Genomic DNA, 22,748 nt, shown 5'->3' with positions numbered 1-22,748 from the left:
TCGGTGGTCGGAGCTTTCAGCTAGGGGGTCAGGCGTTTACGGATTGTGACCGAAACGCGGCGAAGGCAAGCACCAGCCAGCCGGCGATCATCAGTACGCCGCCGACCGGAGCGACGGCGCCAAGCGCGGGCAGGCTGAGCAGGCCGAGGAAGGCCAGGGCCAGGCAGAAGATCAAGCCGCCGACCGAGGCCAGCCATCCAGCCACGGCCGCCAGCCGACCAATCGGCGCGACGGCGCAGATCAGGGCCAGCAGGGCGTGGGCAAGCTGATAGGATGCGCCGGTCGTCAGCAGGGTCTTGATCTGCGGTCCCGCACCGTGGGCGGCGAACGCCCCCACAGCCACCGCCATCGCGCCGTTGAAGGCCGCGAAGACGGCCAGGTGACGATTCCGAGTCATTTGTCGACCGTAGCCCACGCTTCTGTCGGCGTCTGCTATCGGATCGGCCATGAACCCGTCACGCCGCATGGCGCTGCAGTATGTGTTGCTCTTCGGCGCCAACGGCGTGAGCCTGCCGTTCGCGGGCTTGTGGTTCCGCGCCCAGGGGTTCTCGGGCGCCGAGATCGGCATCCTGCTGGCGGCCCCGATGCTCGCCCGCCTCATCACCGGCCCGGCCATCGCGGTCTGGGCGGACGGTTTCCAGCGGCGGCGCTCGCCCATCGCCATCCTGGGACTGGTCCTCGGTCTGGCCTACGCGGGCGCAGGCCTGACCGAGGGCGTCTGGCTGCAAGGTTTCCTGTGGTTCGTCGCGGCGACGGCCATGGCCGGGCTGATCCCGCTCAGCGATGTTCTCTCGCTCCAGGTCGCGCGGCGGCACGGGTTCGATTTCGCATGGCCCCGGGGGTGCGGCTCGGCCGCCTTCGTCGCCGCCAATGTGATCATGGGCGCGATCTTGACGCGGGGGTCGGCGGACTGGGTCATCGTCTGGATCGCCGTCGCCGGGGCCCTGGTCGCCGTCACAGCCGCCACTCTTCTGCCCGGCGATCCGGTGACCGAGGGGCCGAAGGTTGCGGGACGGGAGAGGTTCGCCGGACTGACGCGACTGGCCGTCGACCCCGTCTTCATGACGGCCGTCCTGGCCATCGGGGCGGTGCAGGCGACGCACGGCTTCTACTACGGGTTTTCGGCCATCGCGTGGAAGGCGCAGGGTATCAGCGAGACCATGACCGGTCTGCTGTGGGCCGTGTCGGTCGTGGTCGAGATCGCCTTCATGTGGTGGGTCGAGCCGTGGCGGAAGCGGCGCGGCATCGGACCGGGGACCATCCTCATGCTGGGCGGCGTGGCTGCGGTGATCCGCTGGACCGCCCTGGCCTTCGCTCCGCCGCTGTGGGTGCTGTGGCCGCTGCAGGCGCTCCACGCCCTGACGTTCGCGGCGACCTACCTGGCCGGGCTGCAAATCATCGAGAAGCTGGCCCCGCCCGGCGGGCATACGGCTGCCCAGACGCTGAACTCCGTGATGGCGGCCGGAATTCTGATCGGGCTGGCGACCCTGGCGGCGGGGCCGCTGTATGACCGGGTAGGGGTGTTGGGCTATTTGGCCATGACCGGCCTGGCCGTGATCGGCCTGCTGCTGGGTTGGCGGCTGCGCCGGATCGGCGGCGTCTAGCTGAGACGGACGCGAGGCAGGGGCGACAGGTGGCGAGCCATCGCCGTGGCGGCGGTCTGTATGCCGAGCCGAAGCTGCGCTTCATTCAGCGTCGACGGCGCTCGCAGCAGACCGACGGCGGGAGCATCGGCGTCATCCGGAAGGGCGGTGAGCACGCGATAGAGCAGGTAGGAGCCCGCATCCTCCTCGCTGTCCGACGTCGCCTCGGCGCTCAGGCCCGCATCGATCAGTGCGCGGACCATCTCGGCTACGGGCGCGGTCGCGCGTGCCAGGCTGGGTCCCGTCCGTGACAGTTTGTTGCCGCCGGTCAGGGCGCGGTTCTCGGCCCGCATCTGGACGCGGAAGCCGTCACTCTTGCGGGTCCGGCCGACGAGGAGGACGGCGCGGCAGTCGGCATGGTCGAGTTCGCCCGTGATACGCCCAGCCAGATCGGCGGGCTCTCTTGGGCCAAGCGGGCGCAAACGCGCGCCGGGCAGCCTCCAGTCAGGATCGCCGTCGAGGGCGTTCCAGAGCGGATCGGCCGTCTCATAGACGCAGACAAGGATCGCAGGCCTGCGGTCCGGCTGGTTCTCGGCGATGGTGTCGAGCATGGACCCTGCTAGGCGCGTGACAACGTCATGACAGCGGGCGGACGGTGTCCGCAAGCGGACGATCTCGTCAAGTCAAAAGCGGCCACCCGGACGGTTCGGGCGGTCGATTCGTTTTTCAGGCGAGATCGCCCACCGCCGCATCAAGCAGCATGAAGGCCCGCCCTGCGTCGGTCGCCAGGGCCGCCAGAACAGCCGTGGAGCCGTCACGCGCTTCATTGCTGAGGCGACCCGCGAAGGCGCGCACATACCGTTCAGCATCTCCGCGCAATTCCGGATCGCTCATGACCCGGCGCGAGACGCTGCGGACCGCCGCGGGGGCGACGCGGCGGACGATCTGGCGGGCCCGGTCGGGATCGCGGTCGGCGAAGGCGGTCGCCGCCTCCTCGACCCGCGAGCGGGGCAGAAGGGCGTTCGGATCGACGCCCATCCTGCGGATGGCGGCGGTGATCCGGTCGGTCAGGGCGCCGTCGTCGGCGGGCATGACCGGAGTGTCGAGATCGAGCGGTGCTTCGCCCGGACCGTCATCGACCAGATCGCTCCAGTCGAGCCGGTCCCTGGCAGGCGGCGCGGAACGAGCGCCCGGATCGCCGGCAGTGGGCGCCAGCTTCAGACGGCCGCGCAGGCCGAAGCTGCGTTCCGTCTCGGCCGGCGGCGCGCGCCGCTCGGTCGCCGGAGCCGGTTCGGCGAGGGTGTCCCGCCGTCGGATCGGGGCGCCGCCGTCGCCGGAGACGACCCCCATCAAACGAACGGCCTCGGTCAGCATGTCGTAGTTGCGGCGGACGCGTTCCTGGAAGCCGGCGTCCAGCGCCTCGGTGTCCTCGGCGGCCTTGCGCGACGCGGCGCCCAAGGCGGCGAGCCCTTCCTCGACCGTGATGCGGACCGCCTCCGCGCGGGCGCGGGCTTCTTCCGGCAGGCGGGAGGCGCGGTCGTCCAGATCGCCGATGGCGGCGTCGACCTCGGCCAGAGCCTGGGTCATGCGGGACAGGGTGGTTTCCAGCTTCTCGATCGCCCGTTCGCCGGCCTGGTCCACCAGTTCGACGGTTTCGCCGACGATCCTGCGGGCGCCTTCGACACGGGCATCGGCGGCCATGTCGGCCTTCTGGGCGGCGTCGAACAGGGCCTCGCCCAGACGGTCGGCGCGGATTTGAGCCTGACCAGCAGCTCCGTCAGCGGCCTGCCGGCTTTCCTCGGCCGTGGCCTTGAGCACCGCCAGCGTGCGGCGCGTTTCTTCGACCAGCGTGTCGCGCGCCTCGGCGGCGAGAGCCTCGAAGCGGTCGAGCGACAGTTTGGTGGCGGCGTCGAAACCGTCGGCCTCGCGCTGGGACAGGTCGACGAGGGCGCGGAACTGGTCCGTCGCGGCTTCGACAAGGTCGCGCAGGCCTTCGGTCGCCTTGACCGAAGTCTCGCCCAGATCGCCGGTCGCGGCGCGGGCCGCGGACAGCTGCTCGGTCAGCTGCGCGCGCTGGCTCTCGACCTGGGCCGAGAAGTCCTCCTGGTCAGTGCGCAGTGCATAGGCGGCGGTAACCAGGGCGGCGCGTTGCTGCCCCAGACCCTCTTCGACGGACTGGATCTGTTCGGCGACCCCGGTGCCGGCGTTCTCGAGGCGCAGGGTCTGGCGGGCGAGGTCGTCTGCGGCCATGCGGGCGGCATCCTGGGCCTCCCCGGCGGCGGCCGCGAGGTCGGCAGCGCGGGCGGCGAGGGCGGCTTCGGCCTCGCGAAGCTGGGTCTGGGCGAGGTCCGACGCATCGACAATGAGGCGCGACTGGCGCTCCACGGCGTCAAGCACGCCCGAGGCCTGTCCATCAAGGCGACCGCCCAGGGCGGTCATCTCTTCCCGCTCACGACCGAGGGACTCCGTCAGGCGACGCGCCGTGCGACCGGCTGCCTCGGCGGCCTCGTTCAGCCGGTTGGTCTCCAACGACAGGGCCTCGCGCAGAAGCGCCATGTCGTTGCGGGCGCGCTCGGCGGCGAGAGCCGCCTGGTCGATGTCGTTGCGAAGAGCCGACAGGACGTGACCCGTCTGCTGGGCCGCGAGGGCGGTCGGGGCGACGAGGGCTTCGGCCAGTTCCCGGGCGCGGCGGGTCTCAGACGCCAGGCCCGCGCCCTGACGGACCGCGTGGGCCAGCATGATGGCCAGACCGGCTGGAGCGAGGGCGATCAAGGCGTAGATCGCGAGGCGCAGGGGATCGGACGAGACCGCGCCGGAGCCGACCTCATAGGCCGCCCAGGAGGCCACGCCGGCGATCCACAGTGCCGCGGCGACGCCGGCGATCAGATAGGACGGGCCGGACCGGACCGGCGCAGGGCTGAGTGGAGTGGTTGCCGCGGATGGCGCGGCCGGCTCCGCGTAGGTCGCAGGCGGGGCGTCGGCGCTGGTCGAGAAGGTCAGCGGCTCCAACGCCGGCTCGATCTCTGCGGACTGGATCGCGGGTGCGACGGCGGCGACGGGTTCGGGCGAGGGCAGTTCGAGATCTGCCGCGCTCTGTTGCTGTTCCAGCAGACGCCGACGGCGGCGTTCCGACATTGGCCGTTCGGGTGCGCTTTCGGGCTGCGGGACAGGTTTGGGGAGGGTGGCGTCTTCGAGACCGGCCGTCGCGTCGCCCACGGGCGCCGGTTCGGGGTCGGACAGGGTCAAAGGCGGCCGGGAGCGGGACTTCATGGGGGGCGGATCTCAGGTGGGCTGGCGCGTGACGCGGGATTCACGCGCGACCGCAACCCTAGACCATTTTGCGGGCGTATCGACTCGCCGTTGCGTCAAAAAAGCACCCGGCAGCTTGTGATCGTCAATTTGACGCGTCGCCGCCTAGCACTTGTGGTCTTGTTGGGTGGTCAGCAGCGCCTGGGTCGGCGCTTCCGGGCAATCGCTGACACGATGGATCTCGCGATCAGGGCGGGGCGCGCTGTTCAGGTCGACGCCGAACTGGGCCAGCGCCGCCGTGGCGAGCAGGGCAATGAAGCCAGCCAGCAACTCTATCAGCGCCTGCACGTGCGTACTCCCCCGTTCCAGCCTGCCTTATGCCTGATTTCGACGAACCGGACAATCCAGCGTTCGAGCCGCATTGACCGGCAGGGCGGGAGCGTGGAACGGAAGTTGTGTCCGGGCGTCTTTGCAGGCCGGACACCCCGATCTTCGATGCCGGCAGGGACACCCGACATGGACGCCGCCCAAGGCACGTTGCTGGACACCGGCGCGCTGTTGGCGCCTGGCGATACCTGCTGGCGGGTCGAACGGGCCGACCGGCTGTCGATCCTGATGGAGAACAGCGCCTACTTCGAGGCCTTGGCTTCCGCGTTGTCCAAGGCGCGGCGATCGGTCGTGGTGCTGGGCTGGCAGTTCGATCCGCGCACCCGGCTGGATCCCGCGACCCGCCACGGTGACAAACAGGCCGAAATCGGCCATCTACTGCGGATGCTCGTCAAGACGCGGCCTGAGCTCGACGTCCGGCTGCTGATCTGGAAATCGCCTTTGCTGATCGCGGCGTCGCAAGGCTTCTATCCGCACAAGGCCCAGGCGTGGTTCCGCAAGCGGATGGTCGAATTTCGCCTGGACACACCCGGCCCGATCGGCGCCTGTCACCATCAGAAGGCGATCATCATCGACGACGCCGTGGCCTTCTGCGGCGGGGGGGACATCTCTGTCGATCGCTGGGATTCCGAGGCGCACCTGGATGATGACCCCCGGCGCTGCCAGCCGTCCGGGATCATATCGGCGCCCCGGCATGAGACCATGTGCGTCGTGAGCGGGCCGGCTGCGCGGGCCTTGGGCGATCTGGCCCGCGAGCGCTGGTTCAAGGCGACGTGGGAACGGACGGTGCCGGAGACGGTCGATGGCGATGCCTGGCCCGAGGGTCTGGCCGCGGACTTCCACGACACGCCCGTCGGGATCGCCCGCACCGAACCCGGCTTCGGCGGCCGTCACGAGGTCCGCGAGAACGAGCGGCTGCATCTGGAGGCGATCCGGGGTGCGCGGAAGCTGATCTATATGGAGAACCAGTATTTCACCTCGCCGATCATCGCCAACGCCCTGGCGGAACGGCTGGACGAACCGGACGGGCCGGAGATCGTCCTGGTCTCGACGGGCCGCAGCCCCAGCTGGTTCGACAGCATGACCATGGACACCGCGCGGGCCGAGGTCCTGTTCCGGCTGGAGAGCGCTGACCGGCACAACCGCTTCTCCGCCTTCAGCCCCAACACGAAGAACGGCGAGCGGATCATCGTCCACGCCAAGGTGACGGTGGTGGACGACGTCCTGCTACGCATCGGGTCGACGAACCTGAACAACCGGTCGCTGGGTTTCGACACCGAATGCGATGTGGCGATCGCCCCTGAGGATGAGGCGGGCCGCGCGGCTATCCGGCACTTCCGCCATCGCACGATCGGTCACTTCATCGGTGTGGCGGCGAAGGAGTTTGCGGCCGCCGAGGCCCTCTGCGGCTCCATCGGCGAGGCGATCCAGAAGTTCGACAGCGGTCGCTTGTCAGCACTCGGCGCGACGCCGCCATCGATGATCCAGCGCGCTGTCGCCGAGTTCCAGCTGGGTGATCCGACCTCCCCCGGGGACGCCTGGCGGCCGTGGAAGCGGCGCAACCGCTCGCAGCGGCTTCAGGCGCCCGGCTGAATCTCGAAATCGACGACCAGAGGCAGATGGTCGGACGCCATCCGCGACAGGGGCGAGAACGGCGCGCGCACGCCGATGACCTTGATTTCCGGGCTGACGAAGACGTGGTCGATGCGGATCGCGGGGAAGCCGGACGGGAAGGTCTTCAAGGTCGGCTTCAGGCCCAGCTGGCGCTGACAGTCGGCGTGGTTTCTCGCCAGCGTCTGATATGGGCGAGTGATCGAGGTCGCGTTGAAGTCCCCGGCCAGCAGCGCGGGCCCCCTGCAGTCCGGGTGCCCCAGCCAGTCCTTGCCGGCCAGGGCCGCTGCCTGGAGGCGTTGCTCGCGCGGAACGAGACCGAGATGGGTAGTGAGGACGTTGATATCGACGCCCTCGATGTTCACCCGCACCCACAGGGCGCCGCGCGGCTCCAGTCCGGGCACGCCACGCACCGTGGGCAGGGCGCCGACGCGGACGAGGGTCTCGGGGTGGGGGGTCAGGATGGCGTCGCCGTACTCCTCGGCTTCCACCCGCATGGCGGCATGGAAACGGACGGCCATAGACAGGTGATCAGCGATCGCGCGGGCCTGATCGACGCCGCCGGTCCGGGCGCGGCCGACGTCCAGTTCCTGCAGGCAGACGATGTCGGGTTCGAGCTCCGCGATCACGCCGGCGATGCGTTCGACATCCAAGCGCCTGTCGACCCCGACGCAGCGATGGACGTTATAGGTGACTAGCCGCATGGCGGCACGGGCTAGGGCAATTCCCCGCCAAAAGCGAGGGTGGTCGCGCCTCAGATCTCGACCAGCCGATCGGGCACTTCGTTTGGATTGCGCGGCCGGGGCGGGAAGTGCTTGGCAAGCACGCCGCCCACCAGGGCGATGGCCTGTTCGAAGCCTTCGGCGGCGCGTCGGTCGCGCAGCCCCTCGGTCAACACCTGGACCGCGTCGGCCCAGACGGCTTGATCGACCCGCGAGTGGATGCCCTGGTCGGCGATGACCTCGACCTGTCGATCAGCCATGGCGGCGAAGATCAGGACGCCGGTGCGATGCTCGGTCACGTGCAGGCCATGCGCGAGGAACTGGTGCATGGCTGCGCGACGTGTCCGGTCGCGGCGCACGCCGCGCGGCGTCGTCAGCCGGGTCAGGACCGGGATCCTCAGCAGGATATAGACCGCCAGAAACACGGCGGCCTGCAACACGGCATAGACGCCGAGAGCACGGCCCAGGTTCAGATCGAGAGCGGCCAGATGGCCGGCCTCCCAGCCGGTCCCCAGCCCCGGGAACCAGGCGGGCTCGAACCCCAAAGGGATCAGCGCCAGCGGCAGGAGCAGGGCCGCCGCCGCCGCCCAGGCCAGGCTGAGGTCGCGATAGGTCGAGACCTGGCCCGCCAGGACGCAGAAGATTTCGCCGGAAGTGCTCGCCTCCGCCGCTGCGATGGCGCTGGCGACCCGTGCGTGTTCGCTGGAGTTGAGTCGCATCACCATCCGCCCGAGGCTCCCCCGCCGCCGAAGCTGCCGCCGCCGCCCGAGAACCCGCCGAAGCTGCTGCCCGAACTGCCCCAGGAACTTCCCGAACTGCGCGAAGATCCCCGCGAGGCGTTCGACAGGATTTCCGAAGCCCCCCAGATCAGGATGGGATCGATCCCGCTCCGCTGCGCGCCGCGCTTTCGGCCCCGCCGTCCGATGCCTCGCAGCAGGCTCAGGAAGAAGAAGATGAAGACCAGGGCGATGATGATTCCCGGAAGGACAGGCGCCTCCGCCTCGCTGGGCGCGGCCTCGGCGGCGCGGGCGGCGGCCTCTGCCGGGTCCAGGCGCAGCTGGGCGATGACGGCGTCAGTCCCGGTCTCGATACCGCGCGAATAATCGCCGTCTCGAAACGGCGGCAGGATGTCGTTCTGGATGATCTGGTTGGACAGGGCGTCGGTCAGGACGGGTTCGAGGCCGTAACCGACCTCCAGCCGCACCTTGCGTTCGTTCGGCGCGACGATCAGCAGGACGCCGCTGTCGTTTTCCGCATTGCCGATGCCCCAGGCGCGACCGAGCCGGTAGCCGTAGTCCTCGATCTCGTGGTCCTGAAGGCTGTCGAGGGTCACCACGACGAACTGGTCGCCCGTGTCCGTCTCCAACTGGGCCAGCTTCGTGGTGATTGAGGTCTCTGTCTCCGGCGTCAGCAACTCCGCTTGATCGACGACGCGGCCGGACAGGGCGGGGAAGGTCGGATCGGCCGCGAAGGTCTGCGGAACGAACGAAAACAGAGCCGTCAAACCGGCGAAGAAGATGACCAGAAAAGCCTTGGTCAGTTTGATGGAAGCGATCGCGTTCACTGCGCGGGCGGCGTCGAGCCGGGAGCGACAGCGGGGGTGGAGCCGCCCGGCGCGGCCGGGGCCCGGCCGTCGAGGTTGAACGAAACCTGGGGCGCTGTCTGGGCCTCGGCCGTCGCAGTGAACAACTGCATGGGCTCCTCGCCGGAGAAGGCGGTCTTGGCCCAGATCACGGTCGGGAAGGTGCGCAAGCTCGTATTGTAGTCCCGGACGGCCTCATTGTAGTCGCGGCGCGCGATGGTGATCCGGTTTTCCGTGCCTTCCAGTTGGGACTGGAGCTGGAGGAAGCCCTGGTTGGCCTGCAGCTGGGGATAGGCCTCGACCGTGACCAGCAGGCGCGACAGGGCGCTCGTCAACTGGCCCTGCGCGGCCTGAAACTGCTGGAAGGCGGCCGGGTCGCTGAGCGTCTCGGGCGTGATCTGCACGGCCGTGGCGCGCGCGCGGGCCTCGATCACCTGGGTCAAGGTGGTGCGTTCCTGGATGGCCGCACCCTGAACCGTGGCGACGAGATTGGGGATCAGGTCGGCGCGCCGTTGGTACTGGCTCTGAACATCGGCCCATGCCGCCTCGGCCCGCTCCTGCTTGGTCGGAATGGTGTTGTAGCCGCACGCCGCCACGCTCTGGGCGGCGATAAGGATGGCGACCGAGCCGACGAGCCTAGATGTGCTGCGAGCCATGAACCCCTCCGTGCGGCGACCGTTCGTCGCCCGTTGCCGCAGACTATCAGCGCTTCATGACGCCGCTTCAAGCGTCCAGTGGTTCAGGCGCGATCCCGGCGGCGCGACAGGCCGCGGTATAGGTGTTGGCCAGCAGGCAGGCGATGGTCATGGGGCCTACGCCCCCGGGCACAGGCGTGATCGCGCCCGCCACGCGCGCCGCCTCGGCGAAGGCGACATCGCCCACGACCCGGGTCTTGCCCTCGGCCGCCTTGATCGGATCGGCCGATGGGACGCGGTTGATACCGACGTCGATCACGGTCGCACCTGGCTTGATCCAGTCGCCCTTGATCATTTCCGGCCGGCCCACGGCGGCGACCAGTATGTCGGCGGTCCGACAGATCGCCGGCAGGTCGCGGCTGCGCGAATGGGCGATGGTGACAGTGCAGTTCTCGGCCAGAAGCAACTGGGCCATCGGCTTGCCGACGATGTTCGATCGACCGACGATGACCGCGTTCAGGCCGGACAGGTCGCCGAGCCTGTCCTTCAGCAGCATCGTCGACCCCAACGGCGTGCAGGGCACCAGGCCCGGCAGGCCGACCGCGAGTCGACCCGCATTGACGACATGGAACCCGTCCACATCCTTGTCCGGGTCGATCGCGCCCAGCACCGCCGAGGAATCGATCTGCGCGGGCAGGGGCAGTTGCACCAGGATGCCGTGGATGCCCGCATCGGCGTTCAGCGTCTCGACCAGGGCCAGAAGCTCGACCTGGCTGGTCGTGTCGGGAAGGCGATGGGTGTCGGACCGCATCCCGGCGCGGGCGGTCGTCTCGCCCTTGTTGCGGACGTAGATCTGGCTGGCGGGGTCCTCGCCGACGATGACCACGGCCAGTCCCGGCTTGAGCCCGTGGGCCGCTTCCAGCCGCGCCGAGGCGGCCGCCACCCGCTCTACCAGACCAGTGGCGAACGCCTTGCCGTCGATGATCGCCGCGCGCGCGTCGGGTCCGGCCATGGGAGGCCCTCTTTCGTCAGGATTCGATAAGGTGCGGGCGATTTACAGGCGTCACGGTTCAGCGTCTATGTTCGCTTGTCAGAACAGGGAAATCCAATGCGCCGCTCCGCCTTCATCATGACCGTCAGCGCCCTGGCGCTGTTCGCCGCCGGCCACGCCGCCGCGCAGGACGCCACGCAGCTGCGCATCGGCCAGACGGTCAGCGGTCAGCTGACCGCGGAGGACACGCAGGTCGACAGCGAGGACTTCGGCCAGTTCGTCTACGACACCTGGTCGGTTCAGGCCCGTGACGGTCAGCGACTGCAGGTCGTGATGCGTTCGGACGACTTCGACGCCTATCTGGAAGTCTACAAGAGCACCGACACGGGCGAAGCGATCGTCATGGACGATGACGGCCTGGGCGAAGGCACCAACTCGCGCGCCCGCTTCACCGCCGAGAGCGGCGCCTACATTATCCGCGCCCGCACCCTGGGCGGTCTGGAAGGCGGCGACTACACCATCGAGGTCACCGACCGAGGTCAGGCCCCGCGCGCGCCGCGTCCGACGGCCATCCGCCTGGGCGACGACGTCGACGGCGAAATCAGCGACCGCAGCGCGGTCGAGGAAGACGGGGAGTACGGGGAGTACACCTACAACGGATACAGCTTCCGGGCGCGTGAGGGCGAGCGGTTCGCGATCACGCTTGAAAGCGACGACTTCGATCCGATGGTGCGCGTCGGCCGGATGGCGCGCGGCGGAGGCTTCGAGGAACTGGCCCGGAACGACGACTCCGGCGCCGGCGGCCTGAACTCCTATCTGATCTTTACGGCCCCCTCGAACGGCGAATACGTCATCCGCGCCGCGCCCCTGGATGGGACCGCCGAGGGCGACTACGAGCTGGGTCTGGCCGAGGGTCCGCCGCCTCTGGTGGCGCGTCCGATCGCCATCGGTGACACGGTCGAGGCTTCGCTGGACGCCGGTGACGGCGGCAACGACTCTGGCCAGCGCGCCGACGCCTATTCCTTCACCGGGACGGCGGGCCAGCGGATCGTCGTGACCATGAGCTCGGACGCGTTCGACACCTATCTGGAGCTGTTCGCCGACAATGCGGACGTGGAGGGCGGCCGGTATGCGCTGGACTCGGACGACGACGGCGCCGGCGAAGGCACCAACTCACGCCTGACCTACAGCCTCACGGCGGACGGCCAGTATGTGATCGAGGCCCGCGCCTTCACCGGTGAAGGCGAAGGCGCCTACACCCTGTCGTTCGAGGAAGCCGCGCCCCTGCCGGCGCCGGTCGCCCTGACCTTTGGCGCGACGGTGCAGGGCGAGATTGTCGCCGAGGATCCGCGTGACGACGAGGGCCGGGGTTTCGACGCCTATACGCTGAGCGGAACGGCCGGGAACCGGATCCAGCTGATCATGCGCTCGGGCGACTTCGACACCTATCTGCAGATCGGCAGCCCCGAGGGGGACTTCTACGTCATGGCCTCGGACGACGACGGTCTGGGCGAAGGCACAGACTCACGCCTGAACTACATCGTGCCGAACGACGGGGAGTTCATCGTCCGCGCCTCACCACTCTCTGCCGATGCCGACGGCCTGTACTCGCTGGAACTGCTGGATCGCGGTCCGCAGCCCCTGCCGGGCAGCATCCTGGTCGGCGCAACCGCGCGCGGCACGCTGGGCGAGGACGACGCCCTTGCCGAGGACGGCAGCTTCTATGACGCCTACAAGATCACGGTGAAGGTTGGCGACAAGCTGCGTTTGACCATGGTTTCCAATGAGTTCGATGCCTTCATCGACATCGGCCGCGAAGACGAGGCCGGGGTCTTCACCTCGGTGGTCTCCGATGACGACAGCCTGTCCGACACCCACGCCAAGGTCGACTGGGCGGTCGAGGAAGAGGGCGATTACATCATCCGCGCCCGCAGCTTCTCCTCCGGTCAGTCGGGCGCCTACGCCCTGACGGTCGAGCCCAAGGAGTAGTCGATTGCAGTCCGCCGCCAATCGGTGACTCGGCGACGAATTCGACGACGCAAAGAGAGCCGTCTGCCGACGATTTCGGTGACGATGGCTACGCAGAATTCTGCAGATTGTGCAGAGACTGTATTCTTCAAAGGGGCCTCGATGCGTTCGCGTCGGGGCCTCTTTCGCTTTAAAGGACGGACATGGGCTCCCCCGACCATGATCTGATCCTCGTCGGCGGCGGACTGGCTTCCAGCCTGATCGCCTGGCGGCTGGCGATCGACCGGCCGGAGCTGCGCGTCGCCGTCGTGGAGCGGGACGGGCGGCTCGGCGGCAACCATACCTGGTCCTTCTTCGATGGCGATGTGTCGGACAAGGACCGCGCCTGGCTGGCGCCGGCGACCCCGCACCGCTGGCCGGAGGGGTATGAGGTCTATTTCCCGGGCCTCAGCCGGGTGCTGGAAACGCCGTACAACAGCCTGATCTCCGCGCGGCTGCATGAGGTCGTCGCACCGCTGCTCGGCGATCGCCTGATCCGGGGGGAGGTCGTGGCGGTCTCACCCGACGGGGTGACCCTGGATGATCAGACGGTCATGCGCGCCGCCGGCGTCATCGACGCCAGGGGACCCGCGCCGACATCCCACCTGGACCTCGGCTGGCAGTTGTTCGTCGGCCGCACGGTTCGGCTGACGCAGCCCCACGGCCTGACCCGTCCCACGATCATGGACGCCACGGTGGCCCAGGGCGACGCCTACCGGTTCGTCTACCTGCTGCCTTTCGACGAGCGCACCGTGCTGGTCGAGGACACCTATTACGTCGATGGGTCGCGGCTGGACCGGGCGCTGCTGAACCGGCGCATCGACGACTACATCCGCTCGCGCGGCTGGACGGTGGAGACGGTGGTGGACGAGGAGGAGGGCGTGCTGCCCATCGCGCTCGACGGCGACATCGACGCCTTCTGGGCCGAGGGTCCGGCCGTGGGCCGCGCCGGTCTGGCCGGTGCGCTGTTCCATCCGACGACGGGATACTCCCTGCCGGACGCGGTCGCCGTCGCCCGGCTGGTCGCCCGCGCCGATGATCTGTCCTCGGCGGGTCTGCGGACGCTGCTGGAGACGCATTCCAAAGCCCTTTGGACCGAGCGGGCCTATTATCGCCTGCTTGACCGAATGCTGTTCCGGGCCGCAGAGCCGGGGGAACGGTGGAAGGTGCTCAGGCGCTTCTACGGCTTGCCGGAACCTCTGGTGAGGCGTTTCTACGCAGGGGCCAGCACGGCGCTGGACAAGGTCCGCATCCTGGCGGGAAAACCCCCTGTGCCCGTCGGTCGGGCGCTGAGGCAACTCCGGGAAACCGGGCGAGGAAGAGCGGCATGAGAGACGTGACGGCCCGGCGTGCGGTGGTGATCGGCGCGGGCTTCGGCGGTATAGCCCTGGCGATCCGGCTACAGCGCGCGGGCATCCAGACGACCCTGGTCGAGAAACGCGACAAGCCCGGCGGCCGCGCCTACGTCTGGAAGGAGCAGGGCTTCACCTTCGACGCCGGTCCCACGGTGATCACCGATCCGGATTGTTTGACCGAACTGTTCGAGGGCACGGGCCGCTCGTTGTCCGACTACGCCGAACTGATGCCCGTCGATCCATTCTACCGACTGTGCTGGGAGGACGGAGCGTCGTTCGACTACAATGACGACCAGGCCGCGATGGAGCGCCAGATCGCGGCTTTCAATCCCGCCGACGTCGAGGGCTACAACCGCTTCCACGCCTATTCCGAAGAGCTGTACCAGGAGGGCTACGTCAAGCTTGGCGCCGTGCCGTTCCAGTCCTTCTGGTCGATGATCAAGGCGGCGCCGGAGCTGGCGCGGCTGGAAAGCTGGAACAGCGTCCACGCCATGGTCGCCCGCTACGTCAAGGACCCGCATCTGCAGCAGGCCTTCAGCTTCCACACGCTTCTGGTCGGCGGCGATCCCTTCAAGACCAGCTCGGTCTATGCCCTGATCCATGCGCTGGAACGGCGCGGCGGCGTCTGGTTCGCGCGGGGCGGGACGGGCGCCCTGATCGCCGGTCTGGTGAAGGGGTTCGAGGATCTGGGCGGCACAGTCCGCCTGAACACCTCCGTCGAGCGGATCGAAACGGAAGGCGACCGCGCGACCGGTGTGACGCTGGACACCGGCGAGACGATCGCCGCCGATATGGTCGCGTCCAACGCCGACGTGGTCCATACCTACGACAAGCTTCTGGGCCGCACGCCGCGCGGCAAGGCCAAGGCGAAATCGCTGAAGTCCAAACGGTTCTCGATGTCGCTGTTCGTGCTGCACTTCGGGACCTCGCAACCCCAGAAGCAACTGGCCCACCACACCATCTGTTTCGGTCCGCGCTATCGCGAACTGATCTCCGAGATCTTTTCCGGCCCGACCCTGCCCGAGGACTTCTCCCTGTATCTGCACGCGCCGTGCGCCACCGACCCGTCGATGGCGCCCGAGGGGATGAGCAGCCATTACGTTCTGTCGCCCGTGCCCCACCTGGGCGCCGCCGACATCGACTGGGAGACCAAGGGGCCCGAATACCGCGAGAAGATCATCGACTACCTCGAAGAGCGGTATATCCCGAACCTGCGACGGGATCTGGTGACGACGCGCATCTGGACACCGGCGGACTTCAAGGAAGACCTGAACGCCCATCTGGGCTCGGCTTTCTCGCTGGAGCCCATCCTGACGCAGAGCGCCTGGTTCCGGCCGCACAATCGCGACGACGTCATCTCCAACCTGTATGTAGTCGGCGCCGGCACCCATCCCGGGGCGGGCATCCCCGGCGTGGTCGGCTCGGCCAAGGCGACGGCGGGGCTGATGCTGGAAGAGGCCGCCCAGACCGCATGACAGACGCCGTCCTCGCCGCCTCCAAGGCCTCGATCACCAAGGGGTCAAAGAGCTTCCGCTCCGCCTCGCGGCTGTTCGACCCGGCCGTGCGCGAGGACGCCTGGCTGCTCTACGCCTGGTGCCGGGCCTGCGACGATGAGATCGACGGGCAGGACCACGGCTTCGGTCACGAGGAACTGTCGGTCGAGGAACAGCAGCGGCGCCTCGCCCGCCTTTACGACATGACCCGGCGCGCCATGACCGGCGAGCCAATGCCCGACCCGACCTTCGCCGCCTTCCAGCGGGTGGCCCTCCGTCACCGCCTGCCGGAGCGCTGGGCCATGGATCTGATCGACGGTTTCGCGATGGACGTGGAGCATCGGGAGTACCGGACCCTGGACGACGTCATGGCCTATTGCTGGCACGTCGCCGGGGTCGTCGGGGTGATGATGGCCCGGGTCATGGGGGTGACCGATGCCGAGGTCCTGCGCAGGGCCCAGGATCTGGGTTTGGCCTTCCAACTGACCAATATCTCGCGTGATGTGATCGAGGATGCGGAGGACGGTCGGGTCTATCTGCCGTCGGACTGGCTGGTCGAGGCGGGGCTGGAGCCCACTGCGGAGGCCGTGGCCGATCCGGCAAACCGCCCGGCCGTGCACGCGGTGACCCGACGGCTGCTGGCAGTGGCCGAGCCCTATTACGACAGCGCGCGGGACGGGCTGCGCGGGCTGCCCTTCCGCTCGTCGATGGCGATCGCGGCGGCGCGGGGCGTCTATCGCGAAATCGGCCGCAAGGTCGTCCGGCGCGGGCCGGACGTGTGGGTCAGGCGGGTCTCGGTCGGCAGGGCGATGAAGCTGTGGCTGTTCGGTCGTGGCGCCCTGATCGCCGTCTGGACGCAGACGCTGGATCGCGGGAAGGCGCCGCCCCCTCGACCGCTGCTGTGGACGCGGGTCTAGCGCCGCCGGATCTCCGGCAACCGCCACCACGGCGTCTTCGGCGACAGATGATGCTCGTGATGCAGGCCGAAGTGGAAACAGGTCAGTAACGAGGCGATCCACGGCATTGGAATAGTCCGCGCATTGTGATGATCGGCGAAGGCCCCGGCGCTTCGGTCATGCCGGTGCGGCAACCAGGTGCCAAACACGAACAGCTGCAGCGCGCTCAGCACTGCGGGGACCGCCCAGAACAGGATCAGGTTGGCGACATGGGCGCCGATCAGGAGGTAGCCGACCAGTACGGTCGTCACGATAGCGAACTCCCGCCAGCCGAAATAGCGGATGAAGAAGCCGTAGAACCACGGGAGGAAGGCCTCGGGGCGGGCGGCGTGGAAGTCGGGGTCATCGGGTCCGCCGGGGACGCGGTGATGCTGGTGGTGGCTGCCGATCAGCTTGCGGTACGAAAAAGCGGCGTAGGCCCCGACGCAGACCTGGCCGACGATGGCGTTCACGCGCGGGCGGCCGGGGGCCAGCGACCCGTGCATGGCGTCGTGGGCGACGATGAACATGCCCGCGCCGAGCCAGCTCTGGGTCAAAACGATCAGCGGGGCGAGGGCGACGGCGGGCCAGCTCAGCGCTTGAAAGAAGACGCCCCAGACATGCAGCGTCAGCCAGCCACCGATAATCAGGGCGGCGAGGCCCAGGCCGATGGCGGTCTGTCGGGCGGCGGTCACTCCGCCGTCGCCCTTTGATCCGGTGCGGCGCGTTCGGCGCGGCGGGCCTTCAGGATGGCGCTGAGCCGCTGCGGGTCGGGGGCGAAGACGAAACCGAACGACACGGCGCCCTCGCGGGTCTGGACCGCGTGATGCAGTTTGTGCGCCTGGACCAGGCGGCGGGCGTATCCGTTCTTCGGCATCCAGTGAAACGGCCAGCGCTGATGCACGAGCCCGTCGTGTACGAAGGCGTAGACTGCGCCGTACAGGGTCACGCCCAGCGCGATGGCGCGCACCCACCACAGGCCGGTCAGCCAGGCGATGATGAACAGGCTGGTCCCGGCGACGGCGCCGACGACGCCGTAGAGGTCGTTGGTCTCGAAGGTCTTGTCGTGCGGCTCGTGGTGATCGCGGTGCCAGCCCCAGCCCAGCGGGCCGTGCATGACGTAGCGATGCGTCCACCAGGCCACCCCTTCCATCAGGAAGAAGACAGCGAGCGTCAGCAGGGTGAACCACACGGGAAGCATGGGCGGCAGACTACGCCTGCGCGGCCGCTGTTCCAACCGTGGCGTCGTGCCGCTAAGCAGTCAGCATGACCGATGACGCAATCCGCGACCGCAAGGACCAGCATCTGGACGTCGTCCTGGCGGGGGGCGGACGGCATGCGCGCGACGCCGGTTTCGATGCGATCCGGTTCGTCCACGAGGCCCTGCCCGATCTCGACCACGCCAAGATCGACCTCGGCGCGGACTTTCTCGGGCGACGGCTGCAGGCGCCGCTGCTGATCAGTTCGATGACCGGCGGCCCCGCGCGCGCCGAGGCGATCAACGCCAACCTCGCTGAGGCGGCTCAGGCGCTCGGTATCGCCATGGCGGTCGGGTCGCAGCGGGCGGCGCTGGAGGGCGGGGCGAGCGGGCTGGACCCGTCGCTGCGTCGCCGGGCGCCGGACACGCCAATCCTGGCCAATATCGGCGCGGCCCAGCTGACCCGGGGCTTCGGCGTCGACGAGGCGCGCAGGGTCATCGACATGATCGGAGCCGACGCCCTGATCGTGCACCTGAATCCGCTTCAGGAAGCCTGTCAGCCCGAGGGTGATCGCGACTGGTGGGGCGTGGGCGCGGCATTGGAGGCGCTGGTGCGGCGGCTGGAGGCGCCGGTGGTGGTCAAGGAGACGGGCGCCGGCCTGTCGGCCGCGACCGCACGACGGTTGGCCGACATGGGTGTCGCGGCGCTCGACGTCGCCGGAGCGGGCGGGGCGAACTGGGGGCTGATCGAGGGGGAACGGGCCACCGCCGCCGCCGACAAGGCGCATGCGCTGGCCTTCGCCGACTGGGGCATTTCGACCGCCGTGGCGATCGCAAAGGTGCGCGCAGCCTGCCCGGATGTCGTCCTCATCGGATCGGGCGGCGTCCGGGACGGCCTCGACGCGGCCAGGGCCATCCGGTTGGGCGCTGACCTCGTGGGCCAGGCGGCGGGCGTGCTACAGGCCGCTACGGTCTCGACCGAGGCGGTGGTCGAGCATTTCCAGATCGTCATCCGCCAGTTGCGAACCGCCTGCTTCTGCACCGGGTCGGCCAATCTTCAGGACTTGCGGCGGGCGCCGCTTCTGTAGAGGCCCGTGCCGGCGCCAATCAACGCGAGGGATTGTTCTGTTCAACACGTCCAGGCCGTGTCGAGAATCGGGTAGGATCGGGAGGTCGTCGGAGCAGAGCCGTTGAGCGTTCACCCTTTTCCCACCGTACCGGTCGCTCTGCCTCGATCCAAAGACACGCCGGTTCGGCGGCCCGACCGGGTCGAGACCATGCTGGTTGTGGGGCTTGTGCTGGCGACGGCAACGCAGTTTGCTTTGTGCGCCTGGTTCTGGCTGGCCTAGGCGCCTATTCCGGCCAGAGGCTGACCTGCTCAGGCCAGACCCTGCGGTTTGGCGAGCCCTGGTAGACCCAGTCGAGGGTGCGGGCCAATGACCGGGCCCCGAACCGCTGGGTTGGCAATGCGGCGGGCAGGCCGTGCATGGCGCGCGCCCAGTCGGGCAAAAGATCCGCCCCCGCCGCCATGACCAGACCGGCCGCGACGCCCTCGGCCGGGCCGCCGATGCGTTGACCCATGACGAGCGCCGCGACCTCGCGGGTGCGGGCGTCGGCCTTGAGCTGGGGCCGCATGGACTGGATCAGGGCTTCGGCTTCCGCACGGTTTCGGGGGACAGGATCGGCGCCGAGGGCCAGACCGATGCGCGCCATCTCGGCGAAATAGGCGTTCTGATCCGCCATCGACATCTGCGGCTCCTGATAGCGGATCCAGGCGCCCAGGAAGCTCTTGATCTCGGTCACATGGACCCAGGCCAGAAGAGCCGGGTCGGCGACCTTGTAGGGCGTCCCGTCGGGCAGGGACCCGCCCAGCTTCACATGGATGTTTTTGACGCGATCGATGGCGGCCTGACCGTTGGCGGCATGATCGTAGGTGGTCACGGCGATGAACTTGGCCGTCCGCCTCAGCCGCCCGTGCATGTCGGCGCGGAAATCGGAATGGTCCCAGACGCCCGCCAGCACCGCCGGATGCAGCATCTGTAGCAGCAGGCCCGAGACCCCGCCGATCATCATGGTGACGATGTCGCCGTTGACCCGCCAGGCCACGGCGTCAGTCGGGAACAGGGCGTCGGCGCGGCGCAGCGCCGGCCGCTCCCCGCGCTCATAGTCGTTGAACAACGCGTTGATCCGACGCCGGACGGCCACCTTGGCGGGTTCGAGGAGAGACGGCATTCGGTCCAGGCCTGCAGTCGCGGGAGACGGGCGGATACCATGGATCCCGCCCCCTGAAACCACTGTCCCGCGCTGAGCGGCCGGCGGTTTGCGCTGGATCAATGATCGCGCGGTCGTAAAGGCGCAGGTTGATCAGGATCGCAGAGGAGTCGGGTCGTGAGCCTCGCCGAAACCAAGGCGCCGTCCCCGGCGTACAGCCGCCTGTCCGTCACCCTGCATTGGCTGATGCTCGCTCTGCTGGTCGCCGTCTATGGGACGATCCTGCTGCGCGAGAACTACCCGCGCGGCAGCGAGATTCGCGAGGCCTTGAAGGCGTGGCATTTCAGCCTCGGGCTGATGGTGTTCGCCCTGGTCTGGGTGCGGGTGATCGCCCGCCGGATCGGAGGGACCCGACACCAGCCGACCGGCGCCGCCGCCCGGTCCGCCATCCTGATGCATCTGGCCCTGTACGGCTTCATGATAGCCATGCCCCTGCTGGGCTGGCTGACCCTCAGCGCCGAGGGCGATCCGGTGCGGCTGTTCGGCATCGGCCTGCCGTCCCTGATCGGGCCGGACGAGGCGCTGGCCGAACAGATCGGGGAGATACACGAGACCCTTGGGGCCGTCGGCTACTGGCTGGTGGGCCTGCATGCGGCGGCGGCGCTGTTTCACCACCATGTGCTGCGGGACGGAGCGCTGCGTCGAATCACCGCCTGGTGATCAGGCTGCGCCGTCCCTCCAGGCCTTCAAAGCCTCCAGCGCCCGGATGCTCATCATCCGCTTCTTGGCGCGCCCCCGTTCCTTCATCGGGATCTTGACCCCGGCTTCATCGACCTTGGGCGCTTCGAGTGGGGGCAGAAGTCCATAGTTGATGTTCATCGGCTGGAACTTGGACCCGGCCAGATGGCCACCGGTGATGTGTTCGACCAGGGCGCCGATCGCGGTGTGGGCCTCGGGCGCATCCAGCGGCTTGCCCAATCCTGCCTGAGCAAGCCGCTCGGCGGCGGCGAGCCGGCCGGCCAGCAGGCCCGTGGCGGCGCTTTCGACATAGCCTTCCACCCCCGTGACCTGACCCGCGAACCGCAGGCGCGGCATCGATTTCATGCGCAGCTGGCGGTCGAGCAGCTGGGGCGAGTTGAGATAGGTGTTGCGGTGCAGGCCGCCGAGGCGCGCGAATTGGGCGTTCTGCAGGCCGGGTATCATGCGGAATGTTTCGGCCTGGGCGCCATGCTTCAGCTTGGTCTGGAAGCCGACGATGTTGAACAGGGTGCCCAGCGCATTGTCCTGACGCAGCTGGACGATGGCGTGGGCCTTGACCATCGGATCGCGCGGGTTGGTCAGGCCGACCGGCTTCATCGGGCCGTGACGCAGCGTCTCGCGGCCGCGCTCGGCCATCACCTCGATGGGCAGGCAGCCATCGAAATACGGCACCTTCTCCCAGTCCTTGAACTCGTGCAGCGGCGCTGAGAGCAACGCATCGACGAAGCGGTTGTACTGCGCTTCGTCCATCGGGCAGTTGAGATAGTCACGTCCATCGCCCATCGGCCCGATCTTGTCGTAACGCGACTGGGCCCAGACGACATCCATGTCGATCGAGTCCTTGTGGACGATCGGCGCGATGGCATCGAAGAAGGCGAGAGACTCCTCGCCCGTCATCGTGCGGATCGCCTGCGCCAGCGCAGGGGACGTGAGTGGCCCTGTGGCGATGATGACATGCTCCCACTCGGGCGGCGGCAGTCCGGCGACTTCGCCAAGGTCCACGCTCACCAGCGGATGGCGCTTCAGCGTGTCCGTCACTTCCTCCGAAAAGGCGTCGCGGTCCACGGCAAGCGCGCCGCCGGCGGGCACCTTGTGCCGGTCCGCCATGCCCATGATGAGCGAGCCGGCCCGCCGCATCTCCCAGTGAAGGAGCCCCACGGCATTCTGTTCGGCATCGTCCGAGCGGAAGGAGTTGGAGCAGACGAGCTCGGCAAATCCGGCGCCCTTGTGCGCGTCGGTGCCCACATGCGGGCGCATTTCTTGCAGCACCACGGGCACCCCGGCATTCACCGCCTGCCATGCCGCTTCCGAGCCCGCCATTCCGGCGCCGATGATATGGAGTTCTTTTGTCATGGGTCGGCTGGTAGCACGCCGGGCGCGCGGCTTCAAATCAAGTGAGCCCCTGGTCCGTTCCGGCTGTATGGGGATTAATCGGGTCCGATCGGCCAAGTCGCTGTGGGGTGATCGGGATGCTGCCGGTTCGTCTTGCTGATCAGGTCGAAGCGCTCAGGCGTGTCGCCTTCGCCGTTATCGCCATCACCGGTTCTGGTGCCCGGAAGGCCCGTGATTTCGCTCAACCAAGGCTCGCGGGACTCCATGCCCCACTGCAATTCCGGCTTCATCTCGCTATGCCGGTCGAGGGAGCCGATGGACACCGATATCCGAGGCCGCGACAGCGCCCTGAAAGTCAGCGGCGTTCCGCAGTCGCGGCAGAAGCCGCGGTCCGCATCATCGGAACTCATGAACACGGATAGTGTCCCGCGCGTGACACGGAAGTTATCAGTGTGGGAGCCAGCGAAGGATCCGAAGAAGTTTCCGAACTGCTTCTGGCACATCCGGCAGTGGCAAATCCCGGCATTGTCGGGCCGTACGGAGAACTCATAGCGTACTGCGCCACATTGGCATCCACCCTGCCAGGTTTCGTTTTCCATTTTTCTGGCCCCCATCAGCGATAATGTGTTCGCATCCCCAAAAAATCACGGAAAATGCTCGGCCAGCCTATTGTCTTGCCTCCGGTGGACGCCAGGCTA

Annotated in this window: 22 protein-coding genes; 8 read left to right on the top strand and 14 right to left on the bottom strand. The window is 68.3% G+C overall.

Annotated elements, in window-relative coordinates:
• Nucleotides 1-28: 28 nt before the first annotated feature.
• A complete protein-coding gene (locus RMO01_RS03645; protein ID WP_309627688.1) occupies nucleotides 29-397 on the bottom strand; it encodes a DUF423 domain-containing protein in 369 nt (122 codons plus the stop codon).
• Nucleotides 398-446: 49 nt separating this feature from the next.
• Between RMO01_RS03645 and RMO01_RS03640 the strand changes: the two genes are divergently transcribed.
• Nucleotides 447-1,604 (top strand): MFS transporter, encoded by a 1,158-nt coding sequence (locus RMO01_RS03640; protein ID WP_309627687.1) that lies wholly within the window; start codon nucleotides 447-449, stop codon nucleotides 1,602-1,604.
• Here the strand turns inward: RMO01_RS03640 and RMO01_RS03635 are convergent.
• From RMO01_RS03635 to RMO01_RS03625, 3 genes are all read right to left on the bottom strand, one after another.
• Complete coding sequence (locus RMO01_RS03635) at nucleotides 1,601-2,194, bottom strand: hypothetical protein (protein ID WP_309627686.1); 594 nt, start codon at nucleotides 2,192-2,194, stop codon at nucleotides 1,601-1,603. The genes RMO01_RS03640 and RMO01_RS03635 overlap by 4 nt on opposite strands.
• A 115-nt stretch (nucleotides 2,195-2,309) precedes the next feature.
• Nucleotides 2,310-4,853, bottom strand: a complete 2,544-nt coding sequence (locus tag RMO01_RS03630) for a tipN (RefSeq protein WP_309627685.1) — start codon at nucleotides 4,851-4,853, stop codon at nucleotides 2,310-2,312.
• Between the two features lie 144 nt (nucleotides 4,854-4,997).
• Nucleotides 4,998-5,180: a hypothetical protein gene (locus RMO01_RS03625; RefSeq protein ID WP_309627684.1), complete on the bottom strand. Its 183-nt coding sequence runs from the start codon at nucleotides 5,178-5,180 to the stop codon at nucleotides 4,998-5,000.
• Nucleotides 5,181-5,348: 168 nt separating this feature from the next.
• Here RMO01_RS03625 and RMO01_RS03620 point away from each other — a divergent pair, with 168 nt between their 5' ends.
• Nucleotides 5,349-6,812: a phospholipase D-like domain-containing protein gene (locus RMO01_RS03620; protein WP_309627683.1), complete on the top strand. Its 1,464-nt coding sequence runs from the start codon at nucleotides 5,349-5,351 to the stop codon at nucleotides 6,810-6,812.
• On the opposite strand, the gene RMO01_RS03615 is transcribed toward RMO01_RS03620, so the two are convergent.
• From RMO01_RS03615 to folD, 5 genes are all read right to left on the bottom strand, one after another.
• On the bottom strand, nucleotides 6,797-7,534 hold the full coding sequence (locus RMO01_RS03615) for an endonuclease/exonuclease/phosphatase family protein (protein WP_309627682.1): 738 nt from the start codon (nucleotides 7,532-7,534) through the stop codon (nucleotides 6,797-6,799). The genes RMO01_RS03620 and RMO01_RS03615 overlap by 16 nt on opposite strands.
• Before the next feature lie 50 nt (nucleotides 7,535-7,584).
• Nucleotides 7,585-8,277: a TPM domain-containing protein gene (locus RMO01_RS03610; protein WP_309627681.1), complete on the bottom strand. Its 693-nt coding sequence runs from the start codon at nucleotides 8,275-8,277 to the stop codon at nucleotides 7,585-7,587.
• The gene (locus RMO01_RS03605) at nucleotides 8,271-9,107 is read right to left on the bottom strand and encodes a TPM domain-containing protein (RefSeq protein WP_409013039.1); all 837 of its coding nucleotides are present in this window, start codon (nucleotides 9,105-9,107) and stop codon (nucleotides 8,271-8,273) included. Before RMO01_RS03605 ends, RMO01_RS03610 begins: the two co-directional genes overlap by 7 nt.
• 5 nt (nucleotides 9,108-9,112) lie before the next feature.
• Complete coding sequence (locus tag RMO01_RS03600) at nucleotides 9,113-9,790, bottom strand: LemA family protein (protein ID WP_309627680.1); 678 nt, start codon at nucleotides 9,788-9,790, stop codon at nucleotides 9,113-9,115.
• A gap of 67 nt (nucleotides 9,791-9,857) precedes the next feature.
• Nucleotides 9,858-10,781 carry a bifunctional methylenetetrahydrofolate dehydrogenase/methenyltetrahydrofolate cyclohydrolase FolD gene (folD, locus tag RMO01_RS03595; RefSeq protein WP_309627679.1) on the bottom strand — a complete coding sequence of 308 codons (924 nt, stop codon included), beginning with the start codon at nucleotides 10,779-10,781 and terminating at the stop codon, nucleotides 9,858-9,860.
• Between the two features lie 96 nt (nucleotides 10,782-10,877).
• Between folD and RMO01_RS03590 the strand changes: the two genes are divergently transcribed.
• The 4 genes from RMO01_RS03590 to RMO01_RS03575 all read left to right on the top strand — a co-directional run bounded on the left by RMO01_RS03590 (nucleotide 10,878) and on the right by RMO01_RS03575 (nucleotide 16,532).
• Nucleotides 10,878-12,749 (top strand): PPC domain-containing protein, encoded by a 1,872-nt coding sequence (locus RMO01_RS03590; RefSeq protein WP_309627678.1) that lies wholly within the window; start codon nucleotides 10,878-10,880, stop codon nucleotides 12,747-12,749.
• Nucleotides 12,750-12,931: 182 nt separating this feature from the next.
• Entirely contained in the window at nucleotides 12,932-14,098 is a 1,167-nt protein-coding gene (gene crtY / locus RMO01_RS03585) for a lycopene beta-cyclase CrtY (RefSeq protein WP_309627677.1), read from the top strand.
• Nucleotides 14,095-15,597, top strand: a complete 1,503-nt coding sequence (locus RMO01_RS03580) for a phytoene desaturase (RefSeq protein ID WP_309627676.1) — start codon at nucleotides 14,095-14,097, stop codon at nucleotides 15,595-15,597. The genes crtY and RMO01_RS03580 overlap by 4 nt, the downstream gene beginning before the upstream one ends.
• Nucleotides 15,594-16,532, top strand: a complete 939-nt coding sequence (locus tag RMO01_RS03575; RefSeq protein ID WP_309627675.1) for a phytoene/squalene synthase family protein — start codon at nucleotides 15,594-15,596, stop codon at nucleotides 16,530-16,532. The genes RMO01_RS03580 and RMO01_RS03575 overlap by 4 nt, the downstream gene beginning before the upstream one ends.
• Here the strand turns inward: RMO01_RS03575 and RMO01_RS03570 are convergent.
• Together RMO01_RS03570 and RMO01_RS03565 are read right to left on the bottom strand one after the other, a co-directional pair.
• Entirely contained in the window at nucleotides 16,529-17,245 is a 717-nt protein-coding gene (locus RMO01_RS03570; protein ID WP_309627674.1) for a fatty acid desaturase, read from the bottom strand. The two genes, RMO01_RS03575 and RMO01_RS03570, sit on opposite strands and share 4 nt — an antisense overlap.
• Complete coding sequence (locus tag RMO01_RS03565) at nucleotides 17,242-17,751, bottom strand: sterol desaturase family protein (protein WP_309627673.1); 510 nt, start codon at nucleotides 17,749-17,751, stop codon at nucleotides 17,242-17,244. The genes RMO01_RS03570 and RMO01_RS03565 overlap by 4 nt, the downstream gene beginning before the upstream one ends.
• A 65-nt stretch (nucleotides 17,752-17,816) precedes the next feature.
• Here RMO01_RS03565 and fni point away from each other — a divergent pair, with 65 nt between their 5' ends.
• A complete protein-coding gene (gene fni / locus RMO01_RS03560) occupies nucleotides 17,817-18,836 on the top strand; it encodes a type 2 isopentenyl-diphosphate Delta-isomerase (RefSeq protein WP_309627672.1) in 1,020 nt (339 codons plus the stop codon).
• A gap of 265 nt (nucleotides 18,837-19,101) precedes the next feature.
• Here the strand turns inward: fni and RMO01_RS03555 are convergent, their stop codons facing one another.
• Complete coding sequence (locus RMO01_RS03555) at nucleotides 19,102-19,980, bottom strand: oxygenase MpaB family protein (RefSeq protein WP_309627671.1); 879 nt, start codon at nucleotides 19,978-19,980, stop codon at nucleotides 19,102-19,104.
• A gap of 156 nt (nucleotides 19,981-20,136) precedes the next feature.
• On the opposite strand from RMO01_RS03555, the gene RMO01_RS03550 reads away from it, so the two are divergent.
• Nucleotides 20,137-20,679: a cytochrome b gene (locus tag RMO01_RS03550; protein WP_309627670.1), complete on the top strand. Its 543-nt coding sequence runs from the start codon at nucleotides 20,137-20,139 to the stop codon at nucleotides 20,677-20,679.
• Here the strand turns inward: RMO01_RS03550 and trmFO are convergent, their stop codons facing one another.
• Nucleotides 20,680-22,071, bottom strand: coding sequence for a methylenetetrahydrofolate--tRNA-(uracil(54)-C(5))-methyltransferase (FADH(2)-oxidizing) TrmFO (gene trmFO, locus RMO01_RS03545; RefSeq protein WP_309627700.1), 1,392 nt, complete (start codon nucleotides 22,069-22,071; stop codon nucleotides 20,680-20,682).
• 74 nt (nucleotides 22,072-22,145) lie between these two features.
• The gene (locus tag RMO01_RS03540) at nucleotides 22,146-22,649 is read right to left on the bottom strand and encodes a GFA family protein (RefSeq protein ID WP_309627669.1); all 504 of its coding nucleotides are present in this window, start codon (nucleotides 22,647-22,649) and stop codon (nucleotides 22,146-22,148) included.
• Nucleotides 22,650-22,748 lie beyond the last annotated feature (99 nt).

This window comes from Brevundimonas sp., assembly GCF_031412435.1.
Classification (GTDB): Bacteria; Pseudomonadota; Alphaproteobacteria; order Caulobacterales; family Caulobacteraceae; genus Brevundimonas.
Note: the sequence above shows the minus strand (reverse complement) of the source record. Positions and strands in the feature narration are given on the sequence as shown.

Coding starts and splice junctions, on each gene's coding strand:
- folD (WP_309627679.1), bottom strand. CDS start 10,781: ATGGCCGGACCCGACGCGCGCGCGGCGATCATCGACGGCAAGGCGTTC.
- fni (WP_309627672.1), top strand. CDS start 17,817: ATGACCGATGACGCAATCCGCGACCGCAAGGACCAGCATCTGGACGTC.
- crtY (WP_309627677.1), top strand. CDS start 12,932: ATGGGCTCCCCCGACCATGATCTGATCCTCGTCGGCGGCGGACTGGCT.
- RMO01_RS03615 (WP_309627682.1), bottom strand. CDS start 7,534: ATGCGGCTAGTCACCTATAACGTCCATCGCTGCGTCGGGGTCGACAGG.
- RMO01_RS03600 (WP_309627680.1), bottom strand. CDS start 9,790: ATGGCTCGCAGCACATCTAGGCTCGTCGGCTCGGTCGCCATCCTTATC.
- RMO01_RS03565 (WP_309627673.1), bottom strand. CDS start 17,751: ATGCTTCCCGTGTGGTTCACCCTGCTGACGCTCGCTGTCTTCTTCCTG.
- RMO01_RS03540 (WP_309627669.1), bottom strand. CDS start 22,649: ATGGAAAACGAAACCTGGCAGGGTGGATGCCAATGTGGCGCAGTACGC.
- RMO01_RS03640 (WP_309627687.1), top strand. CDS start 447: ATGAACCCGTCACGCCGCATGGCGCTGCAGTATGTGTTGCTCTTCGGC.
- RMO01_RS03620 (WP_309627683.1), top strand. CDS start 5,349: ATGGACGCCGCCCAAGGCACGTTGCTGGACACCGGCGCGCTGTTGGCG.
- RMO01_RS03630 (WP_309627685.1), bottom strand. CDS start 4,853: ATGAAGTCCCGCTCCCGGCCGCCTTTGACCCTGTCCGACCCCGAACCG.
- RMO01_RS03635 (WP_309627686.1), bottom strand. CDS start 2,194: ATGCTCGACACCATCGCCGAGAACCAGCCGGACCGCAGGCCTGCGATC.
- trmFO (WP_309627700.1), bottom strand. CDS start 22,071: ATGACAAAAGAACTCCATATCATCGGCGCCGGAATGGCGGGCTCGGAA.
- RMO01_RS03610 (WP_309627681.1), bottom strand. CDS start 8,277: ATGGTGATGCGACTCAACTCCAGCGAACACGCACGGGTCGCCAGCGCC.
- RMO01_RS03575 (WP_309627675.1), top strand. CDS start 15,594: ATGACAGACGCCGTCCTCGCCGCCTCCAAGGCCTCGATCACCAAGGGG.
- RMO01_RS03590 (WP_309627678.1), top strand. CDS start 10,878: ATGCGCCGCTCCGCCTTCATCATGACCGTCAGCGCCCTGGCGCTGTTC.
- RMO01_RS03645 (WP_309627688.1), bottom strand. CDS start 397: ATGACTCGGAATCGTCACCTGGCCGTCTTCGCGGCCTTCAACGGCGCG.
- RMO01_RS03555 (WP_309627671.1), bottom strand. CDS start 19,980: ATGCCGTCTCTCCTCGAACCCGCCAAGGTGGCCGTCCGGCGTCGGATC.
- RMO01_RS03580 (WP_309627676.1), top strand. CDS start 14,095: ATGAGAGACGTGACGGCCCGGCGTGCGGTGGTGATCGGCGCGGGCTTC.